Source organism: Cryobacterium breve, from assembly GCF_027594785.1.
GTDB lineage: Bacteria > Actinomycetota > Actinomycetes > Actinomycetales > Microbacteriaceae > Cryobacterium > Cryobacterium breve_A.
In genome coordinates, this window is the sequence record NZ_CP075584.1 from 3,576,322 (window position 1) to 3,603,191 (window position 26,870).

General features: G+C 69.0%; 19 protein-coding genes and 7 pseudogenes. 17 read left to right on the forward strand and 9 right to left on the reverse strand.

The genetic code is table 11. The annotated features are described in order from the left end of the window. The first annotated feature begins 63 nt into the window (after positions 1-63). Positions 64-897, forward strand: a complete 834-nt coding sequence (gene dapB / locus KIV56_RS17410; protein WP_281534402.1) for a 4-hydroxy-tetrahydrodipicolinate reductase — start codon at positions 64-66, stop codon at positions 895-897. Beyond that, the gene (locus tag KIV56_RS17415) at positions 894-1,337 is read left to right on the forward strand and encodes a tetratricopeptide repeat protein (protein WP_281534403.1); all 444 of its coding nucleotides are present in this window, start codon (positions 894-896) and stop codon (positions 1,335-1,337) included. The genes dapB and KIV56_RS17415 overlap by 4 nt, the downstream gene beginning before the upstream one ends. A 28-nt stretch (positions 1,338-1,365) precedes the next feature. Here KIV56_RS17415 and KIV56_RS17420 read toward each other — a convergent pair whose 3' ends face one another. From KIV56_RS17420 to KIV56_RS17455, 8 genes and pseudogenes are all read right to left on the reverse strand, one after another. Beyond that, positions 1,366-1,782, reverse strand: coding sequence for an ATP-binding protein (locus KIV56_RS17420; RefSeq protein ID WP_281534404.1), 417 nt, complete (start codon positions 1,780-1,782; stop codon positions 1,366-1,368). Then, positions 1,775-2,107, reverse strand: coding sequence for an STAS domain-containing protein (locus KIV56_RS17425; protein WP_281534405.1), 333 nt, complete (start codon positions 2,105-2,107; stop codon positions 1,775-1,777). The genes KIV56_RS17420 and KIV56_RS17425 overlap by 8 nt, the downstream gene beginning before the upstream one ends. Then, positions 2,104-4,061 (reverse strand): annotated as a pseudogene (locus tag KIV56_RS17430) (glycosyltransferase). Before KIV56_RS17430 ends, KIV56_RS17425 begins: the two are co-directional and overlap by 4 nt. Positions 4,062-4,074: 13 nt before the next feature. After that, on the reverse strand, positions 4,075-6,462 hold the full coding sequence (locus KIV56_RS17435; RefSeq protein ID WP_281534406.1) for an OpgC family protein: 2,388 nt from the start codon (positions 6,460-6,462) through the stop codon (positions 4,075-4,077). 352 nt (positions 6,463-6,814) lie between these two features. Next, entirely contained in the window at positions 6,815-7,729 is a 915-nt protein-coding gene (locus tag KIV56_RS17440; RefSeq protein ID WP_281534407.1) for a TIGR01777 family oxidoreductase, read from the reverse strand. Positions 7,730-7,745: 16 nt separating this feature from the next. Continuing rightward, positions 7,746-8,171 carry an OsmC family peroxiredoxin gene (locus KIV56_RS17445; RefSeq protein WP_281534408.1) on the reverse strand — a complete coding sequence of 142 codons (426 nt, stop codon included), beginning with the start codon at positions 8,169-8,171 and terminating at the stop codon, positions 7,746-7,748. A 99-nt stretch (positions 8,172-8,270) separates the two neighbouring features. Continuing rightward, positions 8,271-8,786: a DUF4395 domain-containing protein gene (locus KIV56_RS17450; protein ID WP_281534409.1), complete on the reverse strand. Its 516-nt coding sequence runs from the start codon at positions 8,784-8,786 to the stop codon at positions 8,271-8,273. Then, entirely contained in the window at positions 8,776-9,264 is a 489-nt protein-coding gene (locus KIV56_RS17455; RefSeq protein ID WP_281534410.1) for a TlpA family protein disulfide reductase, read from the reverse strand. Before KIV56_RS17455 ends, KIV56_RS17450 begins: the two co-directional genes overlap by 11 nt. Positions 9,265-9,624: 360 nt before the next feature. On the opposite strand from KIV56_RS17455, the pseudogene KIV56_RS20010 reads away from it, so the two are divergent. From KIV56_RS20010 to dapF, 14 genes and pseudogenes are all read left to right on the forward strand, one after another. Then, a pseudogene (locus KIV56_RS20010) lies at positions 9,625-9,825 on the forward strand (hypothetical protein); the annotation flags it as partial. A gap of 101 nt (positions 9,826-9,926) precedes the next feature. Beyond that, entirely contained in the window at positions 9,927-10,556 is a 630-nt protein-coding gene (locus KIV56_RS17460) for a hypothetical protein (RefSeq protein ID WP_281536265.1), read from the forward strand. Between the two features lie 48 nt (positions 10,557-10,604). Next, entirely contained in the window at positions 10,605-11,582 is a 978-nt protein-coding gene (gene dapA, locus KIV56_RS17465; protein WP_281534411.1) for a 4-hydroxy-tetrahydrodipicolinate synthase, read from the forward strand. 28 nt (positions 11,583-11,610) lie between these two features. Further along, positions 11,611-13,288: pseudogene (locus KIV56_RS17470) on the forward strand (ribonuclease J). A gap of 227 nt (positions 13,289-13,515) precedes the next feature. Continuing rightward, positions 13,516-16,515, forward strand: a pseudogene (locus KIV56_RS17475) (DNA translocase FtsK 4TM domain-containing protein). 2 nt (positions 16,516-16,517) lie between these two features. Continuing rightward, complete coding sequence (gene pgsA, locus KIV56_RS17480) at positions 16,518-17,117, forward strand: CDP-diacylglycerol--glycerol-3-phosphate 3-phosphatidyltransferase (protein ID WP_281534412.1); 600 nt, start codon at positions 16,518-16,520, stop codon at positions 17,115-17,117. Positions 17,118-17,185: 68 nt separating this feature from the next. Continuing rightward, on the forward strand, positions 17,186-17,692 hold the full coding sequence (locus KIV56_RS17485) for a CinA family protein (RefSeq protein ID WP_281536209.1): 507 nt from the start codon (positions 17,186-17,188) through the stop codon (positions 17,690-17,692). 155 nt (positions 17,693-17,847) lie between these two features. After that, a complete protein-coding gene (locus KIV56_RS17490) occupies positions 17,848-18,156 on the forward strand; it encodes a helix-turn-helix domain-containing protein (RefSeq protein WP_134446949.1) in 309 nt (102 codons plus the stop codon). A 46-nt stretch (positions 18,157-18,202) separates the two neighbouring features. Continuing rightward, positions 18,203-18,424: a DUF3046 domain-containing protein gene (locus tag KIV56_RS17495; RefSeq protein WP_134446951.1), complete on the forward strand. Its 222-nt coding sequence runs from the start codon at positions 18,203-18,205 to the stop codon at positions 18,422-18,424. 274 nt (positions 18,425-18,698) lie between these two features. Beyond that, a pseudogene (gene recA, locus KIV56_RS17500) lies at positions 18,699-19,851 on the forward strand (recombinase RecA). A gap of 2 nt (positions 19,852-19,853) precedes the next feature. After that, complete coding sequence (locus KIV56_RS17505) at positions 19,854-20,537, forward strand: regulatory protein RecX (protein ID WP_281534413.1); 684 nt, start codon at positions 19,854-19,856, stop codon at positions 20,535-20,537. Between the two features lie 46 nt (positions 20,538-20,583). Continuing rightward, a pseudogene (gene miaB, locus KIV56_RS17510) lies at positions 20,584-22,117 on the forward strand (tRNA (N6-isopentenyl adenosine(37)-C2)-methylthiotransferase MiaB); the annotation flags it as partial. Between the two features lie 212 nt (positions 22,118-22,329). Then, on the forward strand, positions 22,330-23,289 hold the full coding sequence (miaA, locus tag KIV56_RS17515) for a tRNA (adenosine(37)-N6)-dimethylallyltransferase MiaA (RefSeq protein WP_432432572.1): 960 nt from the start codon (positions 22,330-22,332) through the stop codon (positions 23,287-23,289). A gap of 191 nt (positions 23,290-23,480) precedes the next feature. Further along, complete coding sequence (gene dapF / locus KIV56_RS17520) at positions 23,481-24,362, forward strand: diaminopimelate epimerase (RefSeq protein WP_281534415.1); 882 nt, start codon at positions 23,481-23,483, stop codon at positions 24,360-24,362. A gap of 162 nt (positions 24,363-24,524) precedes the next feature. Here dapF and KIV56_RS17525 read toward each other — a convergent pair. Next, positions 24,525-25,147: pseudogene (locus KIV56_RS17525) on the reverse strand (class I SAM-dependent methyltransferase). Between the two features lie 41 nt (positions 25,148-25,188). Here KIV56_RS17525 and hflX point away from each other — a divergent pair. Further along, positions 25,189-26,739, forward strand: coding sequence for a GTPase HflX (gene hflX, locus KIV56_RS17530; RefSeq protein WP_134534926.1), 1,551 nt, complete (start codon positions 25,189-25,191; stop codon positions 26,737-26,739). Positions 26,740-26,870: the final 131 nt, after the last annotated feature.

The window sequence follows — 26,870 nt, forward strand, 5'->3', positions numbered from 1 at the left end:
CGCGCCCGGTCGTTCGGCGTCCGGATGCCGGATTGCCGGATGGCCGGTTGGTAGATTAGTCGTATGACAACACGGGTGGCCATCGTCGGCGTTACGGGCACGATGGGCCGCCTGATCAGCGAGCTCGTCGACCAGACAGAGGGGTACCGGCTGCACGCCGGCCTCGACTCGCGCAGCCCGCTCTCCGACATGCTCGGGGCGGATGTCGTCGTCGACGTCACCCTGCCGGGCGTGAGCCAGAGCGTCGTCGACTTCGCCGTCGACAACGGCATCCGGGTGCTCGTCGGCACCTCCGGCTGGTCCCAGGCCCGCATCACGACCCTCGAGCGACGGATCCGCGGCCGGGACGACACCGGCGTCGTGATCGTGCCGAACTTCTCGATCGGTTCGGTCGTCGCGACCGCCGTCTCTGCCATGCTCGCCCGGCTCTTCGACTCGATCGAGATCGTCGAAACGCACCAGGCCGCGAAGGTCGACTCTCCCTCGGGCACGGCGGTCCGCACCGCCGAACTCATCGGTCTCGCACGCACCGAGCTCGGCCCGGTGTCCGCACCGCACAACGACCAGCGCGCCCGCGGCCAGCAGGTGTCGAGCGTTCCCGTGCACAGCCTCCGCCTCGACGGCGTGCTCGCCAGGCAGGACGTCATCTTCGGCGGGGCGGGCGAGACCGTCACGATCTCGCACAACACGCTGTCCGCCAACGCGTACCGGCGCGGCATCCTGCTCGCCCTCGACGCCGCCCGCACGGCCGTCGGCGTGACCGTCGGCCTCGACCAGGTCGTCGACCTCGGCCTCGGCGCGCCCCCCACCCCGCCGATGCCGATCGTTGCCATCGCCGCGGAACCCGACCTCGACAACGTGCCCGAGATCGACGCCGACTCCGAGGTCTTCGAATGAAGGGTCGCATCGGCGCCGGCATGATGGCGATCCTGCTCGCCTTCTACCTGGTGCTCGTCGGCTGGCGTGCAGTGCTTTTCCTGCAGAGTGGCGAAGCGGTCGGCATCGCGATCGGCGTGGCGCTGCTGGTGCTGCCCCTGATCGGGATCTGGGCGCTCGTGCTCGAGGTCACCTTCGGCTCCCGCTCGGCCCGGCTCGTTCACCTGCTCGAGGCGAGCGGAGAGCTCCCGGTCGAGACGCTGCCGATCCGCGCGAGCGGGCGCCCGGTGAGGGACGCGGCCGACGCGGACTTCCCGCAGTACCGTGACGCCGTCGACGCGGCGCCGGAGGACTGGAAGGCCTGGTTCCGGCTGGGCCTCGCGTACGACGCCTCCGGGGACCGTAAGCGCGCCCGCGGCGCCATCCGCACCGCGATCGCCCTCGAGCGCGCCGCCGCCTGACCCTGCCCCAAAAACTCCGTCGAATTCGTCAGGGCAGCGGATGCCGGGCGCGGGAGATGGTCCAGACGTTGCGGTCACCGGTCCGTTCGAAGTGCACGGAATCGACAAGCATCTGGATGAGCGCGAGCCCCCTGCCCGACTCCGCGAGGTCCTCGGGAAGTGCGGGTCCGCTCAGCGTCACCGCTCCGGCCGTTCCGGTGTCGCTGATCCGGGCGCTGAGCTCGTGGTCGTCCGCGTGGATCGACAGGACGCAGGTGATGCCGGTGCCCGCTGCCGCGTGCTGGATGACGTTCGACGCGAGTTCGACGAGGGCCGTCTCGAACGCGAACCGGTCGATGTCGACGATGTCGGTGTGGTGCTCGAGCACGCGCTGCACGAAGTCCTGCACGGTGTCGATGTCGTCGGGTGGCGTGCTGAGTGCCAGGGTCGTGTCGGAATCAGTCACGGTACGCGGTCTCGGCGGTCGCATGGTTCTGCAGGATACGGTCGAGATGGGTCAGCTCGAACACGAGCGCGACCTGCGGCGTCGCGCCGGCGATGCGGAGATCCCCACCGGCCTGCCGGGCGACCTTCAGGCCGCCGATGAGTGCTCCGAGCCCGGACGAATCCATGAAGTCGACCCCGCTCAGGTCGACGACGATCCGCACCGTCCCCGCGGTGATCGCTGCGGACACCACCTCGCGCAAGAGCGGCGCGGAGACCATGTTGAGTCGGCCGTCCGCGCGAATGGCCGCCACGTTGCCGGCTATCGTTTCAGTCCGGAAATTCATTGCTCTGGGTGCTCCTCTTCTGCGGCTTCCGGGGTGAAGCCTTGATACGTGGCCGCCTTGAACAACACGCTCAGGACGACGAGGTCGTAGACGGCCCAGAAGATGTTGACTCCGGTGCCGATCGGTTCGGCGCCGTTGACGAACAGGCGCACACAGCCGACGATGATCGCGACGACGAGCAGCACCATCACCGTGATCTGCGGTTTGATCAGGTGCCACTGCGGTCCGGTATGAGCCTGCCTGGTTTTCGGCGTCACGGCGAAGTTGAGCGGGATGCCGAGCACGACGTTGTTGAAGGCGGTGGTGCAGGCGTCGATCCACACCGGGAACAGGGCGAGGCTGTACTGCTGGCCTCGCCAGGTGGGGATGCCCCGCGCGGCGACGAAGAACAGGGAGCCTGGTTGGCGATCATGAACGGGATGAACCGCAGGAAGAAGTCCCAGGCGTTGGTGGACACCGGCAGGATCCCGAAAATGAGGAAGACGATCGGTGCCGCGAAATAGATGACCGCCGCGTACCCGGAGAGGTAGCTCCACATCGTGGCGAAGTACATCAGGCGCTGTGGCACGCTCATTTTCCACTGCAGGAGCGGGTTTTCCCGCAGGAAGACCTGCATGGTGCCCTGGCCCCAGCGCAGCCGCTGCGTGAGCATCGTGCCGATGTCCTCGGGGGCGAGCCCGTCGGCGAGCAGCTCGTTGTGGTAGACGCTCTTCCAGCCGAGGCCGTGCAGCCGCATCGACGTGGCCATGTCCTCGGTGACCGAGATGGTCGCGAGCGGCATCACCGGCTGGGCCTCGTGGCCGCGGTCGATCGCGATCGTGTCGAGGGCGGAGCGCACGGCCTCGAGGGCCTTGAACGGTGAGAGCTCGCGGGTGGCCAGCCTCGCGATCGTCTCCTCGACGTCGAGCAGGTACGGAGATTCCGGTCCGCCGCCCAACTCGCCGATCTCGCGCAGGTCGTCCGCTAGCGACGACACATCATTGACCACGATGCCGGCGGCTGCGGCATCCACCCGCTCGTGCAGCAGGAACGTGACCTCGGCGAGCGGCTCGTCGCGCCGGATCGCGGCGCGCGCCTGTCTGATCGCGTCGGTGACTTCCGTGAGGGCGTGCGCGACCGCGGGGGTGCGGGCGGCCGGATGCCGGCGGGCACCCCGCACCACACGGTTCGCGTCCCGGAGCGCGGTGCGGACGGAACTCTCCACCTCGCGCACGTACCCGAGAATGCCGAGGTGCATCAGGGCCTCCCGCCGCAGCACGGCGTTCGACCCGCAGAAGAAGGCGGCGTTCCAGCCGTCTTTGCCCTGCTGGATCGGGCCGTAGAACAGGGGCGCCTGGCTGCCGAGCGGGTCCTCGATCGTGACGTTGCTGAAGACCTGGGGGGTCTGCACGAGCGCGACCTTGTCGTCGGTGAAGTAGCCGAGGGTGTGGTCGAGGATCTCCGGCCGGGGGATCTGGTCGGCGTCGAGGATGAGCAGGAATTCGCCCTGGGTCTCCATCAGCGCGTTGTTGACGTTTCCCGCCTTGGCGTGGCGTGGCCGGTCGATCCATTCGGCTCCTCGCGAGAGGTAGTCGATGCCGGCGGCTGCCGCGGCCGCCGCGAGCTCCGGCCGGGCGCCGTCGTCGAGCACCCAGGTGCGATGGGGGAAGGTGATCTCCCGTGCGGCGAGTGCGGTCGTCATCACGAGGTCGATCGGTTCGTTGTAGGTGGCGATGAGTACGTCGACGGTCGCGTCCGCGGCAGGCGCCGGCGGCGCGGGCCGGGTGTACGCGCGCCACATCATCATGCCGAACAGGCTGACGTCGATCAGGCTGTACGTTTCGGCGGCGACGAGGGCCACGGCGATCCACCACGCGTCCCAGTTGAGCGAGAACAGCCAGCGCCAGGCCACGTAGTTGATTCCGAGCGCGAGCGTGAGCACGACCACGATTCGCAGTGCCAGCATCCGGCTCATGGGAGCACCCCTCTCATCGCGGCACGATCCGGAACAGGAACCTGGTCCTGACCATCACCCAGAGCAGGCCCAGGATGACGACGTATGCGCCGGTGTTCAGCCAGACGTTCCCGTCCTGGAGTGCCGGGATGTTAGCGGCGATCAGGGCGAAGAACACGTGCATGATGAAGACGTACAGGGTGGCCTGCCCGAGCGGGATCAGGAACCAGCCCAGGGTGCGCGTGATCGGCCGCCAGTATGCGCTGACCAGGGCGTAGAGGCTGACGACCACGAGCATCACGTTGAGGAGACGACCGGGCTCGAGGTTCGTGCGCCCGAAGAACGCGCCGTAGATCGAGCGGAAGAGGGTTTCCGGAACGAGTCCGAGCCGGACCGAGTATGCGCTGGGGAGGTACGGGTTGCTCCACGAGAACAGCAGCAGCACGATCGCCGCAGCGGCCACGAGGCCCCACCTCGAGGTGAACCAGCGGAGCAGGGCCGAACGGTGGTACCCGGCCACGATTCCGGTGACGAAGAGCACCTGCCAGGTCAGGAGCGGGAACGAGTCCTCGAACTCGGAGGGGAACAGACGCACCTCAGCGACGGCGTTGAACACGTACAAGCCCCAGCTGAGCGCGAGCACCGGCACCCACCACCGCTTCGACAGCGCCCAGAGCACGAGCGGGCAGACCAGGAGCAGTACGACGTACAGTCCCATCACGTTGAACTGCCAGGGCCCGAGCCGGAGGAGTGCCAGGTCGAGGAGGATGTGCGGGTTCACCGGGTAGGTCAGCAGTTGCCCGGCGTTGGCGTAGAGATCGTAGACGTGGCCTGACGCCGAACTGCCACGCGCCCCGGTGCCCTGGTCGGTGAACGTCGTGAGGTAGTCAGCGTTGACGAAGGGCAGCCTGCTCACCGCGAAGATCAGGATCACCACTCCGAGGGCGGTGTAGTACAGCTTCCAGGCGCGCCGGCTGGTGCGGATGACCACTTCGCCGATGCCGCTCCTGGCGATCTTGGGCCGGTAGACCATGCCCAGCACGACGCCGGCGAACAAGACGAACAGCTCGGCGCCGGAGACTACACCGATGGCCTCCTGGGTGATCTCCTGGAACAGGGAGACCAGGCCGATGTGGTTGACCACGACGAACACGATCGCGAGGCCGCGCATCAGGTCGATGCGCAGGTCCCGGTCGGCCGGGCCGTCATAGCTCAGCGTAGACCGGCCGCGCCGGGCGACCGCGAGCGCGAACAGCACCGCGACCACGCCGATGACGAGTGCGGCCACGAGCCAGGCCCACCAGCCGCCGATGGTCAGCCCCTGCCCGGTGGCGGATGCCCCGGCCTCGTTCGTCGTCGTCGGCGCGAACAGCGGTCCGAGCGTGAGGTCACTTGCGGCACGGTCCGCCGCGAAGGCGGCTCGGGTGCTGTCGCCGAGCGTCACGCTCCAGTCCACGAAGGTCCCGCCGACGACCGCACGGGTCGCCGTGGTGTCCTGCCAGAGCACGGCCTTGAGGGTGGCATACCGCGGGTCGGCGACGGCGGCGAAGACCTGGCGCCACCAGTTCTGCTTCACCTCGAGTTCGCCGGGGCCGCCCGCGGACGGGCTGTAGAACGCCGCGGTCTCCAGGAGGAACGGTTTGCCGGTCGCCGTCGAATACCGGCCGAAGAAGTCGTCGTCGGCTGGGGCGTCTGCGGCGGGTGAGCCGAGGCGGGCGAGCAGCTCGCCGTCGCGAGGAACGGTGTTGCGCGCATCGGCGCCCGCGGTGTCGTCGTGGTAGACCGAGAGCCCCACCCAGTCCGCGACCGGGCCGGGGTAGTACGGGGAGTACGCGTCGTCGCCGCCGTCGACGGAGCCGTCCCGGTTGGTGTCGAGCTCGCGGAGCGTGTCGGTGTCCGCGGCCCGGGTACCGGTGAACGGATACCCGCCTCCCCAGTTCGGCGACCACACCATCACGGCCCCGGGCAGGCGGCGGTGCACGACGTCGGCGACGGCGGCGAAGGCCTGACGGTATGCGGAGGGCTGCTGCCCCCAGGACACCCAGGTGCTGTTCATGTCGGGGGCGAAGCGCAGGTACAGCGGGGCCGTGCTGGTACCCCGCGCGGCCGCGATGCCGTCGACCAGCCGGGCAGCGGCATCCGCGTCGATGGACAGCAGCGGCACGGTCGGGCGGATGGTGAGCAGCGCGAGGGAGCCTGCCCCGTTCGTCTTCTGCAGGAACTGGGCGCTGTAGCTCGTGTCGGCGTCCGACATCGGCATCGAGACGGAGTGCTCGTAGAAGGCGCTCGGGGAGCCGAGGCGGGACGCCTGCTCGGTGGCGCTGTCACTGCTCCAGTCGATGATCGACCCGAAGTACGCTCCGGCGGTCGGCTCGAGGCTGACGTGAGCGCCGTCCGTCGCGGGAGTCGGCGTCGCCGTCACGGCGGGCGTCTGCGCAGGTTCCGGTGTTGCTGTTGCTGTTGCTGTTGCTGTTGCTGTTGCTGTTGCTGTTGCTGTTGCTGTGGCTGTGGCCGGTGCCGGTGCCGAGGTTGTGGGCGTGGCGCGTGCGGCCGTGGCCGGCGAGGCAAGGGGAAGCGCAAGCGCCAGCACAATGGCAAGTGCCGCGGCCATCCGTCGAACTCGGGATCGGGAGGCGCGTGCTCTGGAAACCTGCACCTGCTACCCCCGACGTCCGGCCTGACGGCCTCCCTCGACGATGGTGCGACCTGAGCATCAGCGTAGCGGAAAACGAGGGAAAATCACCCCCGAATGAGGGTGGGGCGTGGCGGCTACATCAGTCGGTGGAGCCGGGCGGCCGGGTCGCCTCTGCGAGCATCGCGTCGACCGCCTCGGCGACCGAGCCGTGCCGGAACACGAAGCCGTCGCCCTGCAGCAGGGCGCTGCTCACCCGCTGGTCCGCGAGGAGCAGCTGACGGGCGGCGTCGCGGAGAGCGAGCGTGAGTGCGAACTCCGGCACCGGCAGGAAGAACGGACGGTGCAGTGCGACCGTCACCGCCCGGATCACATCGTTCGCCGACGCCGGAGCAGGTCCGGCGAGGTTGACCGGGCCGCTGATGCTCGAGCCGAGCAGGTGCACGATCGCGGCGGCCTCGTCGTGCAGGCTGATCCACGGCCAGTGCTGGGTGCCGTGGCCGAGCGGGCCGCCGAGCCCGAGCCTGACGAGGGGGAGCAGTGGTTTCAGTGCCCCGCCGCTCGCGATGACGAGCCCGGTGCGCAGCAGGACGACCCGGGTCGGCGCCGGTGTGCGCAGTGCCTCGGCCTCCCAGGCCTCGACGACGGCCGCGAGGAAGTCGTCGGCGGGAGCGGACCGTTCGGTGAGGATCTCACCGGGCCGGTCGCCGTACACGCCGACGGCCGAACCGCTCAGGAACACCGCCGGTGGGGTGGGAGTCCTCCGGATCGCCTCGACGAGGGTGCGTGTCGCGTGGGTGCGCGAGGCCAGGATCTCGGTGCGGTACGCGTTGGTCCACGGCAGCCGGGCCAGCGAGGCCCCGGAGAGGTTGATGACCGCGTCGACCCCATCGAGGGCGGCAGGGTCGATGTCGAACACGGCGGGGTTCCAGGTCACCTCGTCGGGCCCGGTCGCCGGGTGGCGCACGAGTCGGGCGACGGTGTGGCCGGCCTCGCCGAGCTGGCGGACGAGTTCCGTGCCGATCAGCCCGGAGGCTCCGGCGATCAGTACGCGCATCGGGCGCGCCCCGCGCCTAGGCCAGTTCCGCTTCGATCGTGATCGGGATTCCGGCGAGGGCCTTCGATACCGGGCAGTTCGCCTTCGCGTCTTCGGCGAACGCCGCGAACTGTTCCTCGGTGAGGCCGGGTACGCTCGCGCTCACGAGCAGGTGGCTGCCGACGATGCCGACGCCGGCCTCGAAGGTCACGGCAGCGGTCGTCTGGATGTTCTCCGGGGTGTGCCCGGCCGCGCCGAGCCCGTTCGCGAGGGCCATCGAGAAGCACGCGGCGTGCGCGGCGCCGAGGAGTTCCTCCGGGTTGGTGGTGTTGGGGCTGCCGACACTGCGTGCCTTCCAGGTCACCGGGAATTCGGCGGCGTGGGAGGAGTCGAGTGAGACGGTGCCATGGCCGGACTTGAGGTCTCCGGTCCAGACGGTTGACGCTTCGCTGGTCAGTGCCACGGTGTTACCTCCTGGGTGTGAAAGCCCCAGCCTAACCGGGCATCCACTCAGAGGGGCAGGCTCAGTCTGGGAGTTGGCAGGGAGCCGGGTCCAGGTGCCTCAGGCCGCGGCTGGGGAGCGGCCGAGCACGCGGGCGCGCACGAGCAGCAGGTAGAGCTGGCAGCCGAGGCAGTAGTCGAAGACCGCGTTCAGGAACGCGGCGATGAACGCGAGACCTGCGGCGATCCCGACGAAGGGGGCAAGGCCGAACAGTCCGAGCGCTACTCCGATGACGGACACGAACAGGCCGACGCCCTGGGCGAAGGTCGGCGGAGTGGCGTCTTCGAGTTCGGCGGGAGGTGCAAGGCGGGGGCGGACGAATCGTTTGAACAGCAGGCCGTACGGGTGCCGGCCGACTCCCGCGAATGCGCCCCAGGCGAAGAGCACCGCGAGCACGGCGAGCAGCGAGAGCGCGGCAACGGATGCCCCGGTCAGGGAGAGGAAGATCACGACGAGCAGGAGCACGGCCGTGATCGCAGCGCTGAACCGCGGGCCGCGCGGGTCGACAGGCGCGCGTCGCGGCTGAGCGGCCTGGTTTGGCGTGGGTGCGTGGTTCGAGACGGAATCACTGGGCATGAGGGCTCCCTGGCAGGTGTGACGCGGTGGGAAAATTCGCCGGTTCGGGTCCGGCGAGGTGGTCGAGGTGACGCAGGACATCTGCCCGGTGCGGCGGACCGCCGACGCGGGCGTGCACGCGACCCGCCCCGTCGAGGATGAGGGTCGTCGGGGTCTGCAGAACGCCGAAGCGGCTCGCGAGGTCGGCCCGGTGGGTGAGGTCTACGTCGACGTGGGCCACGCCGGGACGGCCGTCGGCGATCTGGGTGAGGAGCCGGTGGGTGCCGGGGCAGCGGCTGCAGAACTCCGTGGAGAACTGCACGAGGGTGGCCGCGGCGCCGAAGGGGACCTGGCTGCCGACATCCGCGGGGGTCAGCACGGTCGCTTCGTCGTCGGCCACGTCGCGGAACAACCCCTGGCGCGAGCGGTACACGAGGCCGAGCACGGTCGCGACCGCAACGAGGGCGACCAGGACGAGTGCGGCGCCGAAGGGGTTCATGGGGTCGACGTTACGCGGCGCGTCAGCGACGAATCTTCGTGTGACGAGAGATTACGGACGGTACCCCCCGTTAGGGTGGTACTCGCGCCTCACAATCCCCGGGCGCGTCCCTCCCGCGCCCTCCGCCATCCCGCCGCTCTCGGCGCGGTCATCAGCGTCGCAGCGCTCCTCGCCGGCTGCACAGCGGCGCCCGGTCCGGTGTCTCCGACGGTTTCGTGCGCGGTCACAGGGACGACCGACCGGGTTCCGCGCACGGGTGTCCTGTTCGGGGTCAACCTGGACTGGGGCGCCGAGACCCTCGCCGAATTCAGCGGCAGCGGCCTCCGTCCCGCGGTCGCCGTCTCCTTCGCCGGCCTGCCGATGAGCGCGGACGACCGCGCCAACGTCGGGGCGGCCGCGAACCAGGTGCTCGCCAACGGCGGCGAACTCCTGCTCACCCTCGAACCCCGTGCGGGTCTTGCGGCCGTCACCCCTGCCGTGGCCGACGATCTCGGCGCCCTGCTCGGCGGGCTCAACACCCGCGGCGTGCCCGTCGTCGTGCGGTTCGCCCACGAGATGAACGGCTCCTGGTACGAGTGGGGCCAGCAGCCGACGGAATACATCGCGGCGTTCCGCAGGGTCGCGGACGCCGTGAAACGGGATGCCCCGGGTTCGTCGATGATGTGGGCGCCGAACTACGGCGGCGGCTATCCCTTCGCCGGGGAGCGTACGCGGCGAAGCCGGGCACGCCCGATTTCACCGCTCTGGACACCGATGGCGACGGCACGCTCACCACGAGGGACGACCCCTACCTGCCGTACTACCCCGGAGACGATGTGGTGGACTGGGTCGGCATGTCCCTCTACCACTGGGGATCCGCCTACCCCTGGGGCGAGGACGAAGTGCCGGAGCCAGGCAAGTTCGCCGCCCAGCTCACCGGAACCTACGCCGGACTCGCCGGGGACGAAACCGCAACGCCCGACTTCTACGGCGTCTACGGCGACGGGCACGGCAAACCCGTCGCGATCCCGGAAACCGCGGCACTCGTGGTGTCCGGGGGAGATCCGGCCCAGGAACTGGCGATCAAGCAGGCCTGGTGGCGCCAGGTGTTCTCGGCCGACACGGCGACGAGATTCCCCAGACTGCACATGATCAACTGGTTCGAGTGGGAGAAATACGAGACCGAGATCGGGGCGCGTGTCGACTGGACCCTCGCCCGCAGTGCCGCGGTACGTTCCGCCTTTCTCAGCGATCTTCCGAGCTGGCTGATCTTCGGGCATCCGGACGAGTCCTGTGCCCAGAAGGCCGGTTAACGCCGCCGGGGCTGCCGCCGGACGTCGGCAAGGCGATAGCCTGTCCACGTGTCTATGTCTGAGAATCCGTTCGGCCAGGTCCTCGTCGCCCTGGTAACTCCCTTCACCGCCGACGGCGAGGTCGACTGGGCGGGTGTGGCGAAGCACATCGACGACGTGATCACGGCGGGCGCCGACGGCATCGTCGTCACGGGCACCACGGGGGAGACCTCGACCCTCACCGACGCGGAGAAACTGCGCCTCGTCGAGGTCGGCAAGGACGTCGCCGGCGGCCGCGCGAAGATCATCATGGGCGGCGGCTCGAACGAGACCGCGCACGCCATGCAGCTCGCCCGGCAGAGCGAGAAGGCCGGCGCCGACGGCAACATGATCGTCACCCCGTACTACAACAAGCCCACCCAGGCGGGCATCCTCACTCACTTCCGGATGATCGCCGACGCGACCGACCTGCCCGTGATCCTCTACGACATCCCCGGCCGCACCGGCGTCGCGATCGCGTACGAGACCCTCCTGCGTGCTGCGAAGCACCCCAACATCCTCGCCGTCAAGGACGCCAAGGGCGATCTCGCCCAGGTGAGCCGCGTGCTCAACCAGACCGACCTGCTGTACTTCTCCGGCGACGACCCCAACGTGCTTCCGCACCTCTCCATCGGCGCGACCGGACTGATCGGCGTGACAGCGAACATCGCGGCAACGCCATACCGGCAGATGGTCGACGCCGTCAACGCGGGCGACCTGAAGACCGCGACCGCCGCACACCAGCAGCTCGAGCCGCTCGTGCGCGCCGTGATGACCCACGTGCCCGGAACCGTCGCCGCCAAGTACATCCTGCACGGTCTCGGGCGCATCAAGAGCCCCCGCGTGCGGCTGCCCCTCGTCGGCCCCGAAGAATGGGAAGCCGCCGAGATCGAGGACGAAATCGACCTCGTCAAGAACATCCCCGGTGTGGACTTCTCCAACTTCCGCCCGGACCGCAATGCCGCCGCCGGCGGGGCCCTGCCCAAGATCGCCGGAACCACCCGCTAGCCAGCACACCGATCCACGAGGAGGGCTCATGCCCATCGACGTCTACGAACCGGCCACACTCGAACCGGGAACGCTCCGGATCATTCCGATCGGCGGCCTCGGCGAGATCGGCCGGAACATGACGTCGTTCGAGATCGACGGCAAGATCCTGATCGTCGACTGCGGTGTGCTCTTCCCCGAGGAGCACCAGCCCGGCGTCGACCTGATCCTGCCGGACTTCAGCCCGATCAGGGACCGGCTCGACGACATCCTCGGCGTGGTGCTGACGCACGGGCACGAGGACCACATCGGCGCCGTGCCGTACCTGCTCAAGCTGCGGGCGGACATCCCTCTGATCGGTTCGGGGCTCACCCTCGCGTTCATCGAGGCCAAGCTCAAGGAACACCGGATCGTGCCGTACACGCTCCAGGTCGCCGAGGGGCAGACCGAGCGGCTCGGCCCGTTCAATCTCGAGTTCGTCGCGGTCAACCACTCCATCCCGGATGCCCTCGCCGTCGCGATCAAGACCGCGGGCGGCACCGTGCTGCACACCGGCGATTTCAAGATGGACCAGCTCCCGCTCGACCACCGCCTGACCGACCTGCGCGAGTTCGCCAGGCTCGGCACCGAGGGCGTCGACCTGTTCCTCGTCGACTCCACCAACGCGGATGTCCCTGGCTTCACCGCCTCGGAGCGGTTGATCGGTCCCGTCCTCGACGACGTCATCGCCCGGGCTCCGCGCCGGGTTATCGTCGCGAGCTTCTCGAGCCACGTGCACCGGGTGCAGCAGGTGCTCGACGCCGCGCACGCCAACGGGCGCCGCGTCGCCCTGCTCGGCCGCTCCATGGTGCGCAACATGACCATCGCGGCGGACCTCGGCTACCTGACCGTGCCGGAGAGGGGTGCTCGTCGACTTCAAGAAGGCCGGAAGCATCCCCGACGACAAGATCGTCTACATGTCGACCGGTTCCCAGGGCGAACCGATGGCCGTGCTCGCGCGGATGGTCAACCAGGACCATCAGGTCGAGGTCGGTCCAGGCGACACCGTCATCCTCGCGAGCTCACTCATTCCCGGCAACGAGAATGCGGTGTACCGCATCATCGACGGCCTGACCAAGCTCGGCGCCACCGTCGTGCACAAGGGCAACGCGAAGGTGCACGTCTCCGGCCACGCGGCCGCGGGGGAGCTCACCTACTGCTACAACATCCTCAAGCCGAAGAACGTGCTCCCGGTGCACGGCGAATACCGTCACCTCGTCGCCAACGCCAAGCTCGCCGCCGAGACCGGGGTGCCGCCGGAGAACGTGATCCTCGCCGAAGACGGCACCGTGCTCGACCTCAGGGACGGTGTCGTGCGTAAGGTCGGACAGCTCGACCTCGGCTACGTCTACGTGGACGGCTCGACGGTCGGCGAGATCACCGAAGCCGACCTCAAGGACCGGCGCACCCTCGCAGAGGAGGGATTCATCTCGATCATCATCGTCGTCGACGCCAAGACCGGCAACGTCATCGTCGGACCGGAGATCCACGCGAAGGGCTTCGCGGAGGACGACGCGGTCTTCGATGCGGTACTGCCCAAGATCCGGGCGGCGCTCGCCGAGGCCGCCGAGAACGGGGTGCGCGACCCGCACGCACTGCAGCAGATCGTGCGCCGCACGGTCGGTCGCTGGGTCAACGTCACGTTCCGCCGCCGCCCGATGATCGTGCCGCTCGTCATCGAGGCCTAGCCCCCGAACCCGTACCGGCAGCGGCCGCCGTGCGCCGCAGAGTCGGAGAAATCTCTGACACGCCGTGAGCCCGGCCACGGATGCCGGCGTGTCGCGAAAATCTCCGACTTTACGTTCGCGCGTGCCGGCGAAACGGATGCCGGGCGCGAGAACCCGGGGAAGCCGCGCCTCGATCACGACCGCGTGGGCTCACGCGGAATCGGCGGCTCGGCGGTACCGTGGAGTCCATGGCCACGAGCACTAAGTCGACCGGGCGCGCCCGCAACACGCCGGCACGCGGTACGCCCGCGCGCAAGCCGGCTGCCCGCACCACAGCCCAGAAGACGGTCAAGTTCGCCGCGGTCGAGACCGAACCCGGCCTCTTCGTGCGCTCCTGGCTCGCCCTCGCCCACGTCGCCGGCGCAACAGCGCGCGCTCTCGGCCCGGAAAAGCTCTCCAAAGAGGAACGCCGCGACGGCCTGCCGTTCTTCCTCGTTCTGCTCGCCGTGGCCGGCGCTGTCGTCGAATGGTTCCTGATCGACAACGCGATCGCACGCAACTTCGACGCCTGGACCTTCGGCGGGCTGTTCGGCCGGGTCGCGTTCGCCCTGCCGGTGATCCTGTTCGTCTTCGCGATCTGGTTGTTCCGCAAGCCCAGGCTCCGTGCACGACAACGGGCGCATCGGCATCGGCCTGAGCCTGCTGCTCGTCTCCGTCTCCGGGCTCTGCCACGTCTACGGCGGCCAGCCGACGCCCACCCAGGGCATGAACGTGCTCGCCCTGTCCGGCGGCGTGATCGGCTGGATGATCGCAGCCCCGCTCATCGCCCTTACGACCGCGATCGGCGCCACCGTCGTCATCATCCTGCTGCTCACCCTGAGCCTGCTGATCATCACCAAGACCCCGCCGAACCGGATCGGCCAGCGTTCGCGCGAGCTCTACGCGTGGCTGTTCGGTGCAGAGCTCTCCACGGAGGACGAGCGCGCGGCGGCGAAGACCGCGAAACTCGAGCGCGCCGAGAAGACCGCGCAGGTCGAACTCGACGGTATCGACGGCGAGCCGGACGGCAACAGCGCCCTGCCCTGGTGGCGACGCAACAACAGTAAGCGCGAGGAAGACCCCGACTTCGGCGGCGCCCTCGTGTCGGATGCCGGTGCTCACGGTTCGAAGGCGGGCGACGGTGGATCAGGGGCCGGCGACGATCCGCTCAGCACCCTGCTCGGCGGCGACGGCCGCGGCGGCTTCGACAGCGCCATCGCCCCCGCGGACGGGTCCCCGGTACCGACACCGGCCGCGCCGTTCTCGGTCGGGCTGTCCGGCGGCGGCGCCGGTGGCGACCACTACGGCACCGAGGTGCTCGAGGACCTCCTCCGTGCTGAGGACGCCATCAAACGCTTCCACCGGTGAGATCGACGTGCCGCGCGGCTCCGACTTCGGCCTGCACGACGACGAAGCCACCGGCGACCCGGGCTCAGCGTCGGCCGCGGGTCTGACCGAGGTGCTTCCGGGACTCGAGGGCCTCGGCTCGGCGGGGGCGACCGGTGCCGTACCCGGCGAGGACGGGCATCCGCTGCACCCGGACACCGGCGACCACCCTGCCGTGCCGTACGAACTGCCGTCGAACACGACCCTGACCGCCGGGCCTCCCGCGAAGGCGCGCTCTGCGGCCAACGACGTCATCGTCACCTCGATCACCGAGGTGCTCACCCAGTTCCAGGTCGACGCCCGGGTGACCGGGTTCTCCCGCGGCCCGACGGTGACCCAGTACGAGATCGAACTCGGCCCCGGCGTCAAGGTCGAGCGGGTCACCGCCCTCAGCAAGAACCTGTCGTATGCGGTCGCGTCCAACGAGGTGCGCATCCTCTCGCCGATCCCCGGCAAGAGCGCGATCGGCATCGAGATCCCGAACACCGACCGCGAGATCGTCACCCTCGGTGACGTGCTCCGCTCCGCGGCGGCCACGAACAGCACCCACCCGATGACCATCGGCGTCGGCAAGGACGTCGGCGGCGGCTTCGTCGTGGCCAACCTCGCCAAGATGCCCCACCTCCTCGTCGCCGGTTCGACCGGCTCCGGCAAGTCGAGCTTCGTCAACTCGATGATCACGAGCCTGCTGATGCGCGCCCAGCCGAGTGACGTGCGCATGGTGCTGATCGACCCGAAGCGGGTCGAGCTCGCCGCGTACGCCGGCGTTCCGCACCTGATCACCCCCATCATCACGAGCCCGAAGAAGGCCGCCGAAGCGCTGCAGTGGGTCGTCAAAGAGATGGACATGCGCTACGACGACCTAGCGAGCTTCGGCTTCCGCCACATCGACGACTTCAACAAGGCCGTCGTCGGCAACGAGATCGTGCTCCCGGCGGGGAGCGCCCGCACCCTCAAGCCGTACCCGTACCTGCTCGTCGTCGTCGACGAGCTCGCCGACCTGATGATGGTCGCCCCGCGCGACGTCGAAGATTCGATTGTGCGGATCACTCAGGCTGGCCCGCGCCTCCGGCATCCACCTCGTGCTTGCCACCCAGCGTCCGAGCGTCGACGTCGTGACGGGCCTGATCAAGGCCAACGTGCCGTCCCGGCTCGCGTTCGCGGTGACGAGCGTCACCGACTCCCGGGTCATCCTCGACCAGCCGGGCGCAGACAAGCTCATCGGCCAGGGCGACGCTCTCTTCCTGCCGATGGGCGCGTCCAAGGCCATCCGTGTGCAGGGCGCCTGGGTCAGCGTGGCGGAGATCGAACGGGTCGTCAAGCACGTCACCCGGCAGGCCCGCCCCGACTACCGGCCCGACGTCTCGATGGAGGCGCCGCGCAAGGAGATCGACTCCGACATCGGCGACGACCTCGAGGTGCTCCTCGCCGCGGCCGAGCTCGTCGTCTCCACCCAGTTCGGTTCGACTTCGATGCTGCAGCGGAAGCTGCGCGTCGGTTTCGCCAAGGCCGGCCGCCTGATGGACCTGCTCGAATCCCGCGAGATCGTCGGCCCCTCCGAGGGGTCGAAGGCCCGCGACGTGCTCGTCTCGGTCGAACAGCTGCCGAGCGTGCTCGCCCTGCTCCGCGGCTCCGACGACGAGCACCACGCCGCAACGGCCGCCCGCCAGGCCAACGCCGCCCACGAAGCGGATGCCCGCCGCGATTCCGCGCCGGACCCCCGCTACGCAGGCGACCCCGTCGCGAAGATGAGCGAGGGCTACCCTGAGGAGGAAGCGTCGTCAGCGGACGAGGACGCCTGGAACCTCACCGGCAGGGACTGATCATGGCCACAGCATCCGAACCCGTCGCACACTCCAGCAACTGGAACCTGCCCAACCTGATCACGGTCGTGCGGATCCTGCTCGCCCCGCTGTTCATCTGGATGCTCCTCGCCGACGCCGGCCATAACGGCGCCCTGCGCTGGGCCGCCGCCGTGCTCTTCATCCTCGCGATCGCCACCGACGGGATCGACGGCGCGATCGCCCGCAAGTACAACCTCGTCACCGACCTCGGCAAGCTGCTCGACCCGATCGCCGACAAGGTGCTCACCGGGGGAGCGCTCGTCGCCCTCTCGATTCTCGGCGAACTGTGGTGGTGGGTCACGATCGTGATCCTGGTCCGTGAGCTCGGCATCACCGCGTTCCGCTTCGTCATGCTCCGCGATCGGGTCATCCCGGCCTCCCGCGGCGGCAAGCTCAAGACCATCATGCAGTCCGTCGCGATCTCGCTCTTCCTCGTGCCGCTCTGGCTCGTACTCGGCGACTGGATCCACTGGGTCAACTACGCGGCCATGGCCGTCGCCCTCGTGCTGACCGTGTCGACCGGCATCGACTACCTCGTCGCCGCCCGGCGCGTGTCGCGACAGTCCCGGAACGACAACTGATATCCGTGACGACTGCGCCCGATCCGACCGATGTACCCGATGTCCCCGCCGTGCCCGACGAGCCGGGTGTGACCGAAGCGGATGACCCCACGACGGCCCTGATCTCCGAGCTCACCCGCCGGGGGCTCACCATCGCCGTGGCCGAGTCCCTGACCGGGGGAGCGCTCGCGGCCGAACTCATCAGGATTCCCGGTGCATCCGTCGTCGTCGCCGGCGGCATCGTCGCCTACCAGACCGAGCTCAAGCACACCCTTCTCGGCGTGGATCCGGCCCTGCTCGCCGCCCAGGGCCCCGTCGACCCGGAGGTCGCTCGCCAGATGGCCGCGGGCGCCCGCAGACGGCTCACCCTCGGCGGTCTCGGCGCGGATATCGGCGTCGCGACGACCGGGGTCGCCGGCCCGGACCCCCAGGGCGGCCGGCAACCGGGCACGGTCTACCTCGGCCTGTCGATCGGAACGGAAACCTCGGCGGTACCCCTCCAGCTCACCGGTGACCGTGCCGCGATCCGGGCGAAAACGGTCCGGGCGGCCGTCGAAGCTGTGCGTGCGCTGATAGCCACGTTACCGACGGAATAGTTCGCGTAAACGCTGGGTTACACCGTACAGATTCACAAGCAAACCCCAGTCGTTCTGGGTAGTCTGCAGGAGTCAGATGGATGTAGTACTGTTGTCCATCCGCCACCGGCATGACCCAAGTAGCTGTACTTGATAAGTACGAGAAGGAGGTTCCGATGATTCTTGTACGACAGGAAATCGGCGATGTGCTCAGGGACTTCCGACTGCAGAAAGGGCGCACACTGCGTCAGGTTGCCAGCAAGGCCAGCGTGGCCCTGGGTTACCTGAGCGAAGTGGAGCGCGGCCAGAAGGAAGCGTCATCCGAGATTCTGGCGTCCGTCGCTGACGCGCTGGACACCCCGATCTCGGTCATCATGCGTGAGGTCGGAGACCGCCTCGCCGTCATCGAGGGAATCGATCGTTTCCCCGACACCGTTCCCGACGAACTCGTCGCGACGTACGACACCGGCATGATGGTTCGTTGACCCCGGGCTTCCCCATCCCCTCCTTCCCCTCCGACCAGGTGGCTTCGTGAGACTCAGTGAATTCCGTCAGGCGTTGAAAGACGAATTCGGTGAGTCATACGGGCGCGTGCTGACACGCGACCTCGTGCTCACCTCGCTCGGGAACACCGCCGACCAGGCCCTGGCCGGCGGTGTCCCTGCGCGCGACGTGTGGCTTGCCCTCTGCGCCGAGACCGACGTGCCCAAGAGCCGCTGGTTCGGCGCGGGAGTGCCCGCACCGCGCCCCTAGGCCTCCCGGCCCAGACTTCGACGACTCGTCCGTTCCGGCGCGTCGGTGCTCGAATACGTGTTCGACCTTTGGTAGGCTCCTCACCAGCAGGAGTCAGTGCAGAAGTGTCCACCGTCGTCGCGCTTCCCGATCAATGTCGGGGGTGCGGCGTACAGTCGCCTTCGTCAGTGACAGACAGCGAATGCCTTGTCCCAGAGCACGCATCGGGGTCCTCCCGGTGAGTGTGTCGCGACAGCCTATAGGCGCCGAAACGCACGACCGAAGGAGACCCACCATGGCATCAGCAGCAGACCGCGAGAAGGCGCTCGACACCGCGCTCGCCCAGATCGACCGCCAGTTCGGCAAGGGCTCGATCATGCGCCTCGGCAGTGACGACCGCGCCCCCGTCGAGACCATCTCCACCGGCTCCATCGCACTGGACGTGGCCCTCGGAATCGGCGGGCTCCCGCGCGGGCGCATCGTGGAGATCTACGGACCGGAGTCCTCCGGCAAGACCACGCTCACCTTGCACGCCATCGCCAACGCCCAGAAGGGCGGCGGCATCGCCGCGTTCATCGACGCCGAGCACGCCCTCGACCCCGACTACGCCAAGAAGCTCGGCGTCGACATCGACGCACTCCTCGTCTCCCAGCCCGACACGGGGGAGCAGGCGCTCGAGATCGCCGACATGCTCGTGCGCAGCGGCTCGATCGACCTCATCGTCATCGACTCCGTCGCCGCCCTCGTGCCCCGCGCCGAGATCGAGGGTGAGATGGGCGACTCGCACGTCGGCCTCCAGGCCCGGCTGATGTCCCAGGCGCTGCGCAAGCTCACCGGCGGGCTCAGCCAGACCAACACCACGATGATCTTCATCAACCAGGCTCCGCGAGAAGATCGGTGTCTTCTTCGGCAGCCCCGAAACCACCGCGGGCGGTAAGGCGCTCAAGTTCTACGCCTCGGTTCGCCTCGACATCCGCCGCATCGAGACCCTGAAAGACGGCACTGAGGCCGTCGGTAACCGCACGAGGGTCAAGGTGGTCAAGAACAAGATGGCGCCGCCCTTCAAGCAGGCGGAGTTCGACATCATCTACGGCATCGGAATCTCCCGCGAGGGCAGCCTCATCGACTTCGGTGTCGAACAGGGCATCGTGAAGAAGTCCGGCGCCTGGTACACCTACGACGGCGACCAGCTCGGGCAGGGCAAGGAGAACTCCCGTAACTTCCTGCTGAAGAACCCGGACATGGCCAACGAGATCGAGAGCAAGATCCTCTTCAAGCTCGGCATCTCGCCGGAAGGCGCAGCCGCCAAGAAGGCCGCCGCTGCCGCGGACGCCGCGACAGAGCTCGCCGCGAAGGAAGCCGCGACCGCAGCCCGTGCGGCGGCCGGGGAAGACGTGACCCAGCCGAAGACCACCCAGGCCAGGCTCGCCGCACGGAAGGGCGCGTAAGCATGGTGCACTTCGAACCCAAGGCAGAGCCGGACATCAAGCCGGCCGCCGCGGCGGCCACCGGGGCCACGACCAAGCGCAGGGGCGCACTCGCGACGGTGAGCTACCTGCCGGGCGCCCAGGCGCCCGACGGCTCCGCCGATGATGCCGGCGCGGACGGCACGGACGACACCGTGGACCTGCCCGAGGCCGGCTCCGACAACGAGCACGCCGAGCAGGTCCTCCTGCAGCGGCTGCGCGGCCGCTCGCTGTCCATCTCCGAAGCCCGTGGCGTGCTCGTCGGACTCGACCTTCCGGAGAACGAGATCGAAGAGATCATCGAACGGTTCATCCGCCTCGACTATCTCGACGAAGCGAAGCTCGCCGAGCAGATCGTCTACAGCCAGCACGAGCGCAAGGGCCTCGGGCGCTCCGGCGTCCAGGCCGAGATGCGCCGCCGCGGCCTCGACAAGGAGCTCATCGCGGACACGCTTGACGCCATGCCCGACGACGAGACCGAACGGGCCATCGAGGTTGCGATCAAGCGCGTGCAGCAGCTCGGCCGTCTCGACGATCGCACCATTGATCGCCGGCTCAACGCCTTCCTGATGCGCAAGGGCTACCCCTCGTCCGTCGTGCGCGAAGCGGTCCAGGCGGCGCTCGACTCGCGCAACGGCGGCCCCTCCTCCGGTGTTCGGTTCCAATAGGCCCGCAGCGGGTACATCCGGCGCGGTCGCGTAAACTGGAGTCACTATGACCTTGAGCACGCAGACCCTGATCGCCCCGTCGCCGGCGGCCCGCGACGCCGACGGCCGGGCGCGCACCTACGAGGTGCGCACCTTTGGCTGCCAGATGAACGTGCACGACTCTCGAACGGTTGAGCGGTTCCCTCGAAGCCGCCGGGTACGTTCCCGCCGACGGGGCGGAGGCCGACATCGTCGTGCTGAACACGTGCGCAGTGCGGGAGAACGCGGACAACAAGCTTTACGGCAACCTCGGCCAGCTCGCGTCGATCAAACGGCGCCATGCCGGCATGCAGATCGCCGTCGGCGGCTGCCTCGCGCAGAAAGACAAGGACGTCATCCTCGGGAAGGCGCCCTGGGTCGACGTCGTCTTCGGAACCCACAACATGGGCGCCCTGCCGAGCCTGCTCGAACGCGCCCGGCACAACGGCGAGGCCCAGCTCGAGATCCTCGATGCCCTCGAGACCTTCCCCTCGACACTCCCGACCAAGCGCGACTTGAGCTACAGCGGGTGGGTCTCCATCTCGGTCGGCTGCAACAACACCTGCACCTTCTGCATCGTCCCCGCCCTGCGCGGCAAGGAAAAGGACCGCCGGCCCGGGGAGATCCTCGCCGAGATCCAGGCGCTCGTCGACGACGGCGCCATCGAGGTCACGCTGCTCGGCCAGAACGTCAACTCCTACGGCGTCGAATTCGGCGACCGGCTCGCCTTCGGCAAACTCCTCCGCGCCGCCGGGAAGATCGAGGGACTCGAACGCATCCGCTTCACGAGCCCGCACCCCGCCGCCTTCACGGACGACGTCATCGAGGCCATGGCCGACACTCCCGCCGTGATGCCGCAGCTGCACATGCCGCTGCAGTCCGGTTCCGACCGGGTACTCAAGGCCATGCGCCGGTCCTACCGCTCCGAGCGTTTCCTCGGCATCCTCGACCGGGTTCGGGCGCGGATGCCCGACGCCGCGATCAGCACCGACATCATCGTCGGCTTCCCCGGCGAGACCGAGGAAGACTTCCAGGACACCCTCCGGGTCGTCGAGCGGGCACGATTCGCGACGGCCTTCACCTTCCAGTACTCGATCCGCCCGGGCACACCGGCGGCCGAGATGGCCGACCAGGTGCCCAAGGAGATCGTCCAGGATCGTTACGAGCGCCTCGCTGCGCTGCAGGAGCGCATCTCGTGGGAAGAGAACCAGGCCGTGATCGGCCGGGAGCTCGAACTGCTCGTCGCCAACGGTGAGGGCCGCAAGGACTCGGACACCCACCGGATGAGCGGGCGCGCGCCAGACAGCCGCCTCGTGCACTTCGACGTTCCCGAGGGTTCAGAGCGTCCCCGCCCCGGGGACCTCGTCACGGTGACCGTGACCCAGGCCGCGCCGTTCCACCTGATCGCAGACTCCCGGGACGGAGCTCCCCTGCGCATCCGCCGGACCACGGCCGGGGACGCCTGGGACCGCGCAGAAGCGGATGCCTGTGGCGTGCCGAGCCACTCGGGTGCCGCAGCGGGCGGCGCCGTCTCGCTCGGGATGCCCACCCTCGGACTCCGTCCCGCCGCACCGCACACCGCGTCGCACGGTGTCGCGCCGGACTCTGCCCCGAGCTCCACAGCCCTCTCGGCCGCGCAGGGAGTTCCGGAGTCCGCGCATGTCGCGGCGCCCACCCTCGCGGCACCCACCGCCGCGGCACTCCTCCGTCGCGGCTCAGGCTCCGGCTCCGGCGCCCGCCGTTCCGACCGCCGCCCGCCGGATCCCGGCGGTCAATGCGAGCTCGACCGTGCCGATCTACGCCGCCGACGACGGTGAGCGCTAACCGGGTGCTTGTCGTCATCGTCGGACCGACCGGCACCGGCAAGAGCGAGCTGTCCCTCGACATCGCCGAGAGCCTCAGGGCGGAAGGGACACCGGCCGAAATCGTCAATGCCGATGCCATGCAGCTCTATCGCGGAATGGACATCGGCACCGCCAAGCTCGGCGCGGACGAGCAGCGGGGGATCCCGCACCACCTGCTCGACGTGCTCGCCGTGACCGACGAGGCCGCGGTCGCCCGCTACCAGACCGAGGCCCGCATCGCGATCGAGGACATCACCGCCCGCGGCGCCGTTCCTATCCTCGTCGGCGGCTCCGGGCTGTACGTGTCCTCCGTGGTCTATGACTTCCAGTTCCCGGCTACGGACCCGGTGCTGCGCGCCAGGCTCGAGGCAGACCTGGTCGAGCAGGGCCCCGGCGGGCTCTATGCGCGCCTGAAGGCCGTCGACCCCGGCGCCGCCTCGCGGATCGGCCCGAGCAACGGCCGCCGCCTCGTACGCGCGCTCGAGGTCGTCGAACTCACCGGGGCACCGCACCTCGCCGCCCTGCCGGGGGAGCCCGTGTACTGGCGCCCGGCCGTGACCCTCGGGTTGCGGGCCCCGCGTGAAGAACTGACCGCGCGCCTCGACGCCCGCGTCGACCGGATGTGGGCAGGCGGCCTCCTCGACGAGGTCCGCGGCCTCATCCCGGCCGGCCTCGAAACCGGCGTCACCGCGAGCCGGGCCATCGGCTACGCGCAGGCGCTCGGCCAGCTCAGCGGCCGGCTCAGCCAGGCGGAGGCGATCGAGCAGACCCAGCAGCTCACCCGTCGCTACGCCCGCCGTCAGGTGAGCTGGTTCAAGCGCTCACCGGACACGCACTGGATCGACTACGACTCGCCCGACCGCCTCGCGTCCGCCCGCTCGCACCTCTGACCCCTAACGAATTCGACGGAGATTTTGGGATTTTTGCACCTGGGGCGGCTTTTGAAGCGCTTTCGGGGCAAAATCTCCGTCGAATCGGTTCGGGCAGCGGATGCCGGGTGCGGGTCCCCGAGGACGGTCGTCGTCGCTCGGGACGCCCGGCCCGGGTCGGGACGCACCGGTCTGCTCCCTACACTGGTCTGATGGGCATCGATCTCAACTTCACCAAAGGCCAGGGCACGGGCAACGACTTCGTGTTGTTCGCCGATCCAGACGGGCAGATCGAGCTGACCCCGGCGCAGATCCGCGCGATCTGCGACCGCCGCTTCGGCATCGGCGCCGACGGCATCATCCGCGCGGTGCGTTCGCGCAGCCTCTCGGCCGGAGCGGCCGCCCTCGCGGAGGACGACCAGGCCGAGTGGTTCATGGACTACTGGAATGCCGACGGAACGCTCTCCGAGATGTGCGGCAACGGCATCCGTGTCTACGCCAGGTTCCTCGCCGAACAGGGTCTTGCCGACCTGCCCGGCGGAGACACCCTCGTCGTCGGCACCCGTGCGGGCGTCCGTGACGTGCAACGGAACGCTGCCGGCTACCAGGTCGACCTGGGCCGCTGGCGGCTCGACGGCGGCGAACCACTCGTGCGCGCCCGCAACCTCGCCGTCGCCCGGCCCGGTCTCGGCATCAACGTCGGCAACCCGCACGTCGTGGTCGCCCTCGCAGACCTCGCCGAACTCGAGAGCGCCGACCTCGGCTATATACCGCAGCTCGACCCCGAACCCGCCGACGGCGCCAACGTCGAATTCGTCGTGCCCGGCGACCCCCTGATCGTCGACGGGGTCGGGCACATCCGGATGCGCGTCCACGAACGCGGCAGCGGCGAGACGCTCTCCTGCGGCACGGGAGCAGCAGCGGCCGCCCTCGCGACCCGGCACTGGGCGGGCGCGGGAGCCCCGAACCAGTGGCGCGTCGAGGTGACCGGCGGCACGCTCGGCGTGCGGATGTTCCCGGCCGAGGACGGCGAGCACGTCGCGCTCTCCGGGCCGGCCGAGCTCGTGTACGACGGCGTCTTCCGCCTGAACTGACCCCCGGCGCCAGCACCTGGACCATCACCAGCACCGAACGGTGCACCCGCCGTTGCTTCCGCGAGAGTACGAAAATGGCCCCTTCGCGGTCCGCGAAAGGGCCATTTCTCCGCTCTCGCGGAACCCTCGCAGGCGCGGCGGGGCGGGGGAGTGCGCTCGCTGTTAGAGGGCGGATGCTCCGTGGCGCTTGACGCGCAGGACCCGGAAGCCCTTGCTGATCGCGAAGCGGGACACCGCGAAGTCGGAGGGGAGTTCGCCGTCGAGCCAGCGCTGCAGGGAATCGGAGCCGAGGTTGCGCTGCACGACGAGCCAGGCATCCGAATCGGGTTCGAGGCGGGGCAGCCAGCCGCTCAGCAGATTGTGCAACTCGCTCTTGCCGACCCGGATCGGTGGGTTCGACCAGATCGTGCGGAACTGCACGTGCGCGGGCACCTGATCGGGCGTGACGGCCGTGATGTTGGTCAGCCCGAGCTTCTCGGCGTTGAGGCGCACGAGGTCGAGGGCGCGTTCGTTCACGTCGACAGCCCAGATCGTGGCGCGCGGCGAGGCGAGCGCGAGGTGGAAGCTGATCGGGCCCCAGCCGCAGCCGAGGTCGAGGAAATCGCCCCCGGCGGCGGGGCCGGCGAGTTCTCCAGGAGCACCTTGGTGCCCGTGTCGATGTGGTCAGGGCTGAACACGGAATTGGCGGTCGTGACCTCCCGCGCCTGGCCTCCCAGGTGCACGGTCACCTGCTGCAGCCTGAGCTTGCTGTCGGGGGCAGGGGTGAAGTAATGGTCGGAGGGCATAGAGGGAACCTACCGCGCTTCGAGGAAGTAAGGTTAAAGGAATGATTGAACCAGTTGAAACCCCGGACGACGACGTTGTGGCACGGGTCCTTGCCAGTGCCGATTCCAAGGCCGCGGGCTACTCCCTGTTCCGCAGCGGGAGCGCCCAGGCCCTCGACGCCGAGCCCCGCTCCGACGAACACGATGACGGCCATGACGGCGCCCAGCTCGACCGCGAAGACCGCAACGCCCTCCGCCGGGTCCCGAGCCTCTCGACAGAGCTCGAGGACGTCACCGAGGTCGAATACCGGCAGCTGCGCCTTGAGAACGTCATCCTGATCGGCCTCTACACCCAGGGCACCGTCGCGGACGCCGAGAACTCCATGCGCGAACTCGCCGCCCTCGCCGAGACCGCGGGTGCGACCGTGCTCGACGGCCTCATGCAGCGCCGAGCCACCCCGGACACGAGCACCTACCTCGGCAAGGGCAAGGCGCAGGAACTCGCCGGTATCGTCAAGGCCCTCGGCGCCGACACCGTCATCGCCGACACCGAACTCGCGCCCAGCCAGCGCCGCGCCCTCGAGGACGTCGTCAAGGTCAAGGTCATCGACCGCACCGCCACGATCCTCGACATCTTCAGCCAGCACGCCAAGAGCCGGGAGGGCAAGGCCCAGGTCGAGCTCGCCCAGCTCGAATACCTGCTGCCCCGCCTCCGCGGCTGGGGCGACTCGATGTCCCGCCAGGCCGGTGGCCAGGTCGGCGGCACCGGTGCCGGAATGGGTTCCCGCGGCCCCGGCGAGACGAAGATCGAACTCGACCGTCGCCGCATCCACACCCGGATGTCCCGGCTGCGCAAGCAGATCCTGGCCATGAAACCTGCCCGCGAGGCCAAGCGCGCCAACCGCAAGCGCAACGCCGTGCCCTCCGTCGCGATCGTCGGCTATACCAACGCCGGCAAGTCGAGCCTGCTCAACCGGATCACCCGGGCCGGCGTGCTCGTCGAGAACTCCCTGTTCGCCACGCTCGACGCGACCGTGCGCAAGTCCACGACGAGCGACGGCCGGCTGTACACGCTCACCGACACCGTCGGCTTCGTCCGCAACCTCCCGCACCAACTCGTCGAGGCCTTCCGGTCGACCCTTGAGGAGGTCGCCGACGCCGACGTCATCGTTCACGTCGTCGACGCATCCCACCCCGACCCGGCGAGCCAGCTCGCGACGGTCCGTGAGGTCATCAGCGAGGTCGGCGCCCGGGAGATCCCCGAACTCGTCGTCTTCAACAAGAGCGACCTGGTCAGCGACGACGATCGCCTGGTGCTCCGCGGCCTCTGGCCGAAGGGCATCTTCGTTTCCGCGCGCACCGGCGAAGGCATCGACGAGGTGCTCGCCGCGGTCGCTGACCTGCTGCCGCGCCCCTCCATCGAGCTCGACCTGCTCATTCCATACGAGCGCGGAGACCTGATCGCGATCCTGCACGCGCAGGGCACGATCCTGAGCACCGACTACGCCGAAACCGGCACGCGGGTGCGTGCCCTCGTCACGACCGAGATCCAGTCCCTGTTCGCACCGTTCCTCCTCGCACCCTCAGGCACCGCGCCCGCCGTCGCGAGCTGACCGAGGTAACGAACGGTCACACTCGTGCAATCCCGGGAGGGGATTGCTAGAGTCTTTTTCAATCGTTGCCGACGGATTCTTGTCCGCCGGCATGGAGCGACAGCCGAGCCCGGCACCCGCCCGCGAACACC

What these genes read in the sequence shown, in the direction of transcription:
- KIV56_RS17415 (WP_281534403.1), top strand. Translation starts at nt 894, where the DNA reads ATGAAGGGTCGCATCGGCGCCGGCATGATGGCGATCCTGCTCGCCTTC.
- dapB (WP_281534402.1), top strand. Translation starts at nt 64, where the DNA reads ATGACAACACGGGTGGCCATCGTCGGCGTTACGGGCACGATGGGCCGC.
- KIV56_RS17455 (WP_281534410.1), bottom strand. Translation starts at nt 9,264, where the DNA reads ATGAACCCCTTCGGCGCCGCACTCGTCCTGGTCGCCCTCGTTGCGGTC.
- KIV56_RS17505 (WP_281534413.1), top strand. Translation starts at nt 19,854, where the DNA reads ATGGTGCACTTCGAACCCAAGGCAGAGCCGGACATCAAGCCGGCCGCC.
- miaA (WP_432432572.1), top strand. Translation starts at nt 22,330, where the DNA reads ATGCGAGCTCGACCGTGCCGATCTACGCCGCCGACGACGGTGAGCGCT.
- dapF (WP_281534415.1), top strand. Translation starts at nt 23,481, where the DNA reads ATGGGCATCGATCTCAACTTCACCAAAGGCCAGGGCACGGGCAACGAC.
- pgsA (WP_281534412.1), top strand. Translation starts at nt 16,518, where the DNA reads ATGGCCACAGCATCCGAACCCGTCGCACACTCCAGCAACTGGAACCTG.
- KIV56_RS17425 (WP_281534405.1), bottom strand. Translation starts at nt 2,107, where the DNA reads ATGAATTTCCGGACTGAAACGATAGCCGGCAACGTGGCGGCCATTCGC.
- hflX (WP_134534926.1), top strand. Translation starts at nt 25,189, where the DNA reads ATGATTGAACCAGTTGAAACCCCGGACGACGACGTTGTGGCACGGGTC.
- KIV56_RS17440 (WP_281534407.1), bottom strand. Translation starts at nt 7,729, where the DNA reads ATGCGCGTACTGATCGCCGGAGCCTCCGGGCTGATCGGCACGGAACTC.
- KIV56_RS17450 (WP_281534409.1), bottom strand. Translation starts at nt 8,786, where the DNA reads ATGCCCAGTGATTCCGTCTCGAACCACGCACCCACGCCAAACCAGGCC.
- KIV56_RS17490 (WP_134446949.1), top strand. Translation starts at nt 17,848, where the DNA reads ATGATTCTTGTACGACAGGAAATCGGCGATGTGCTCAGGGACTTCCGA.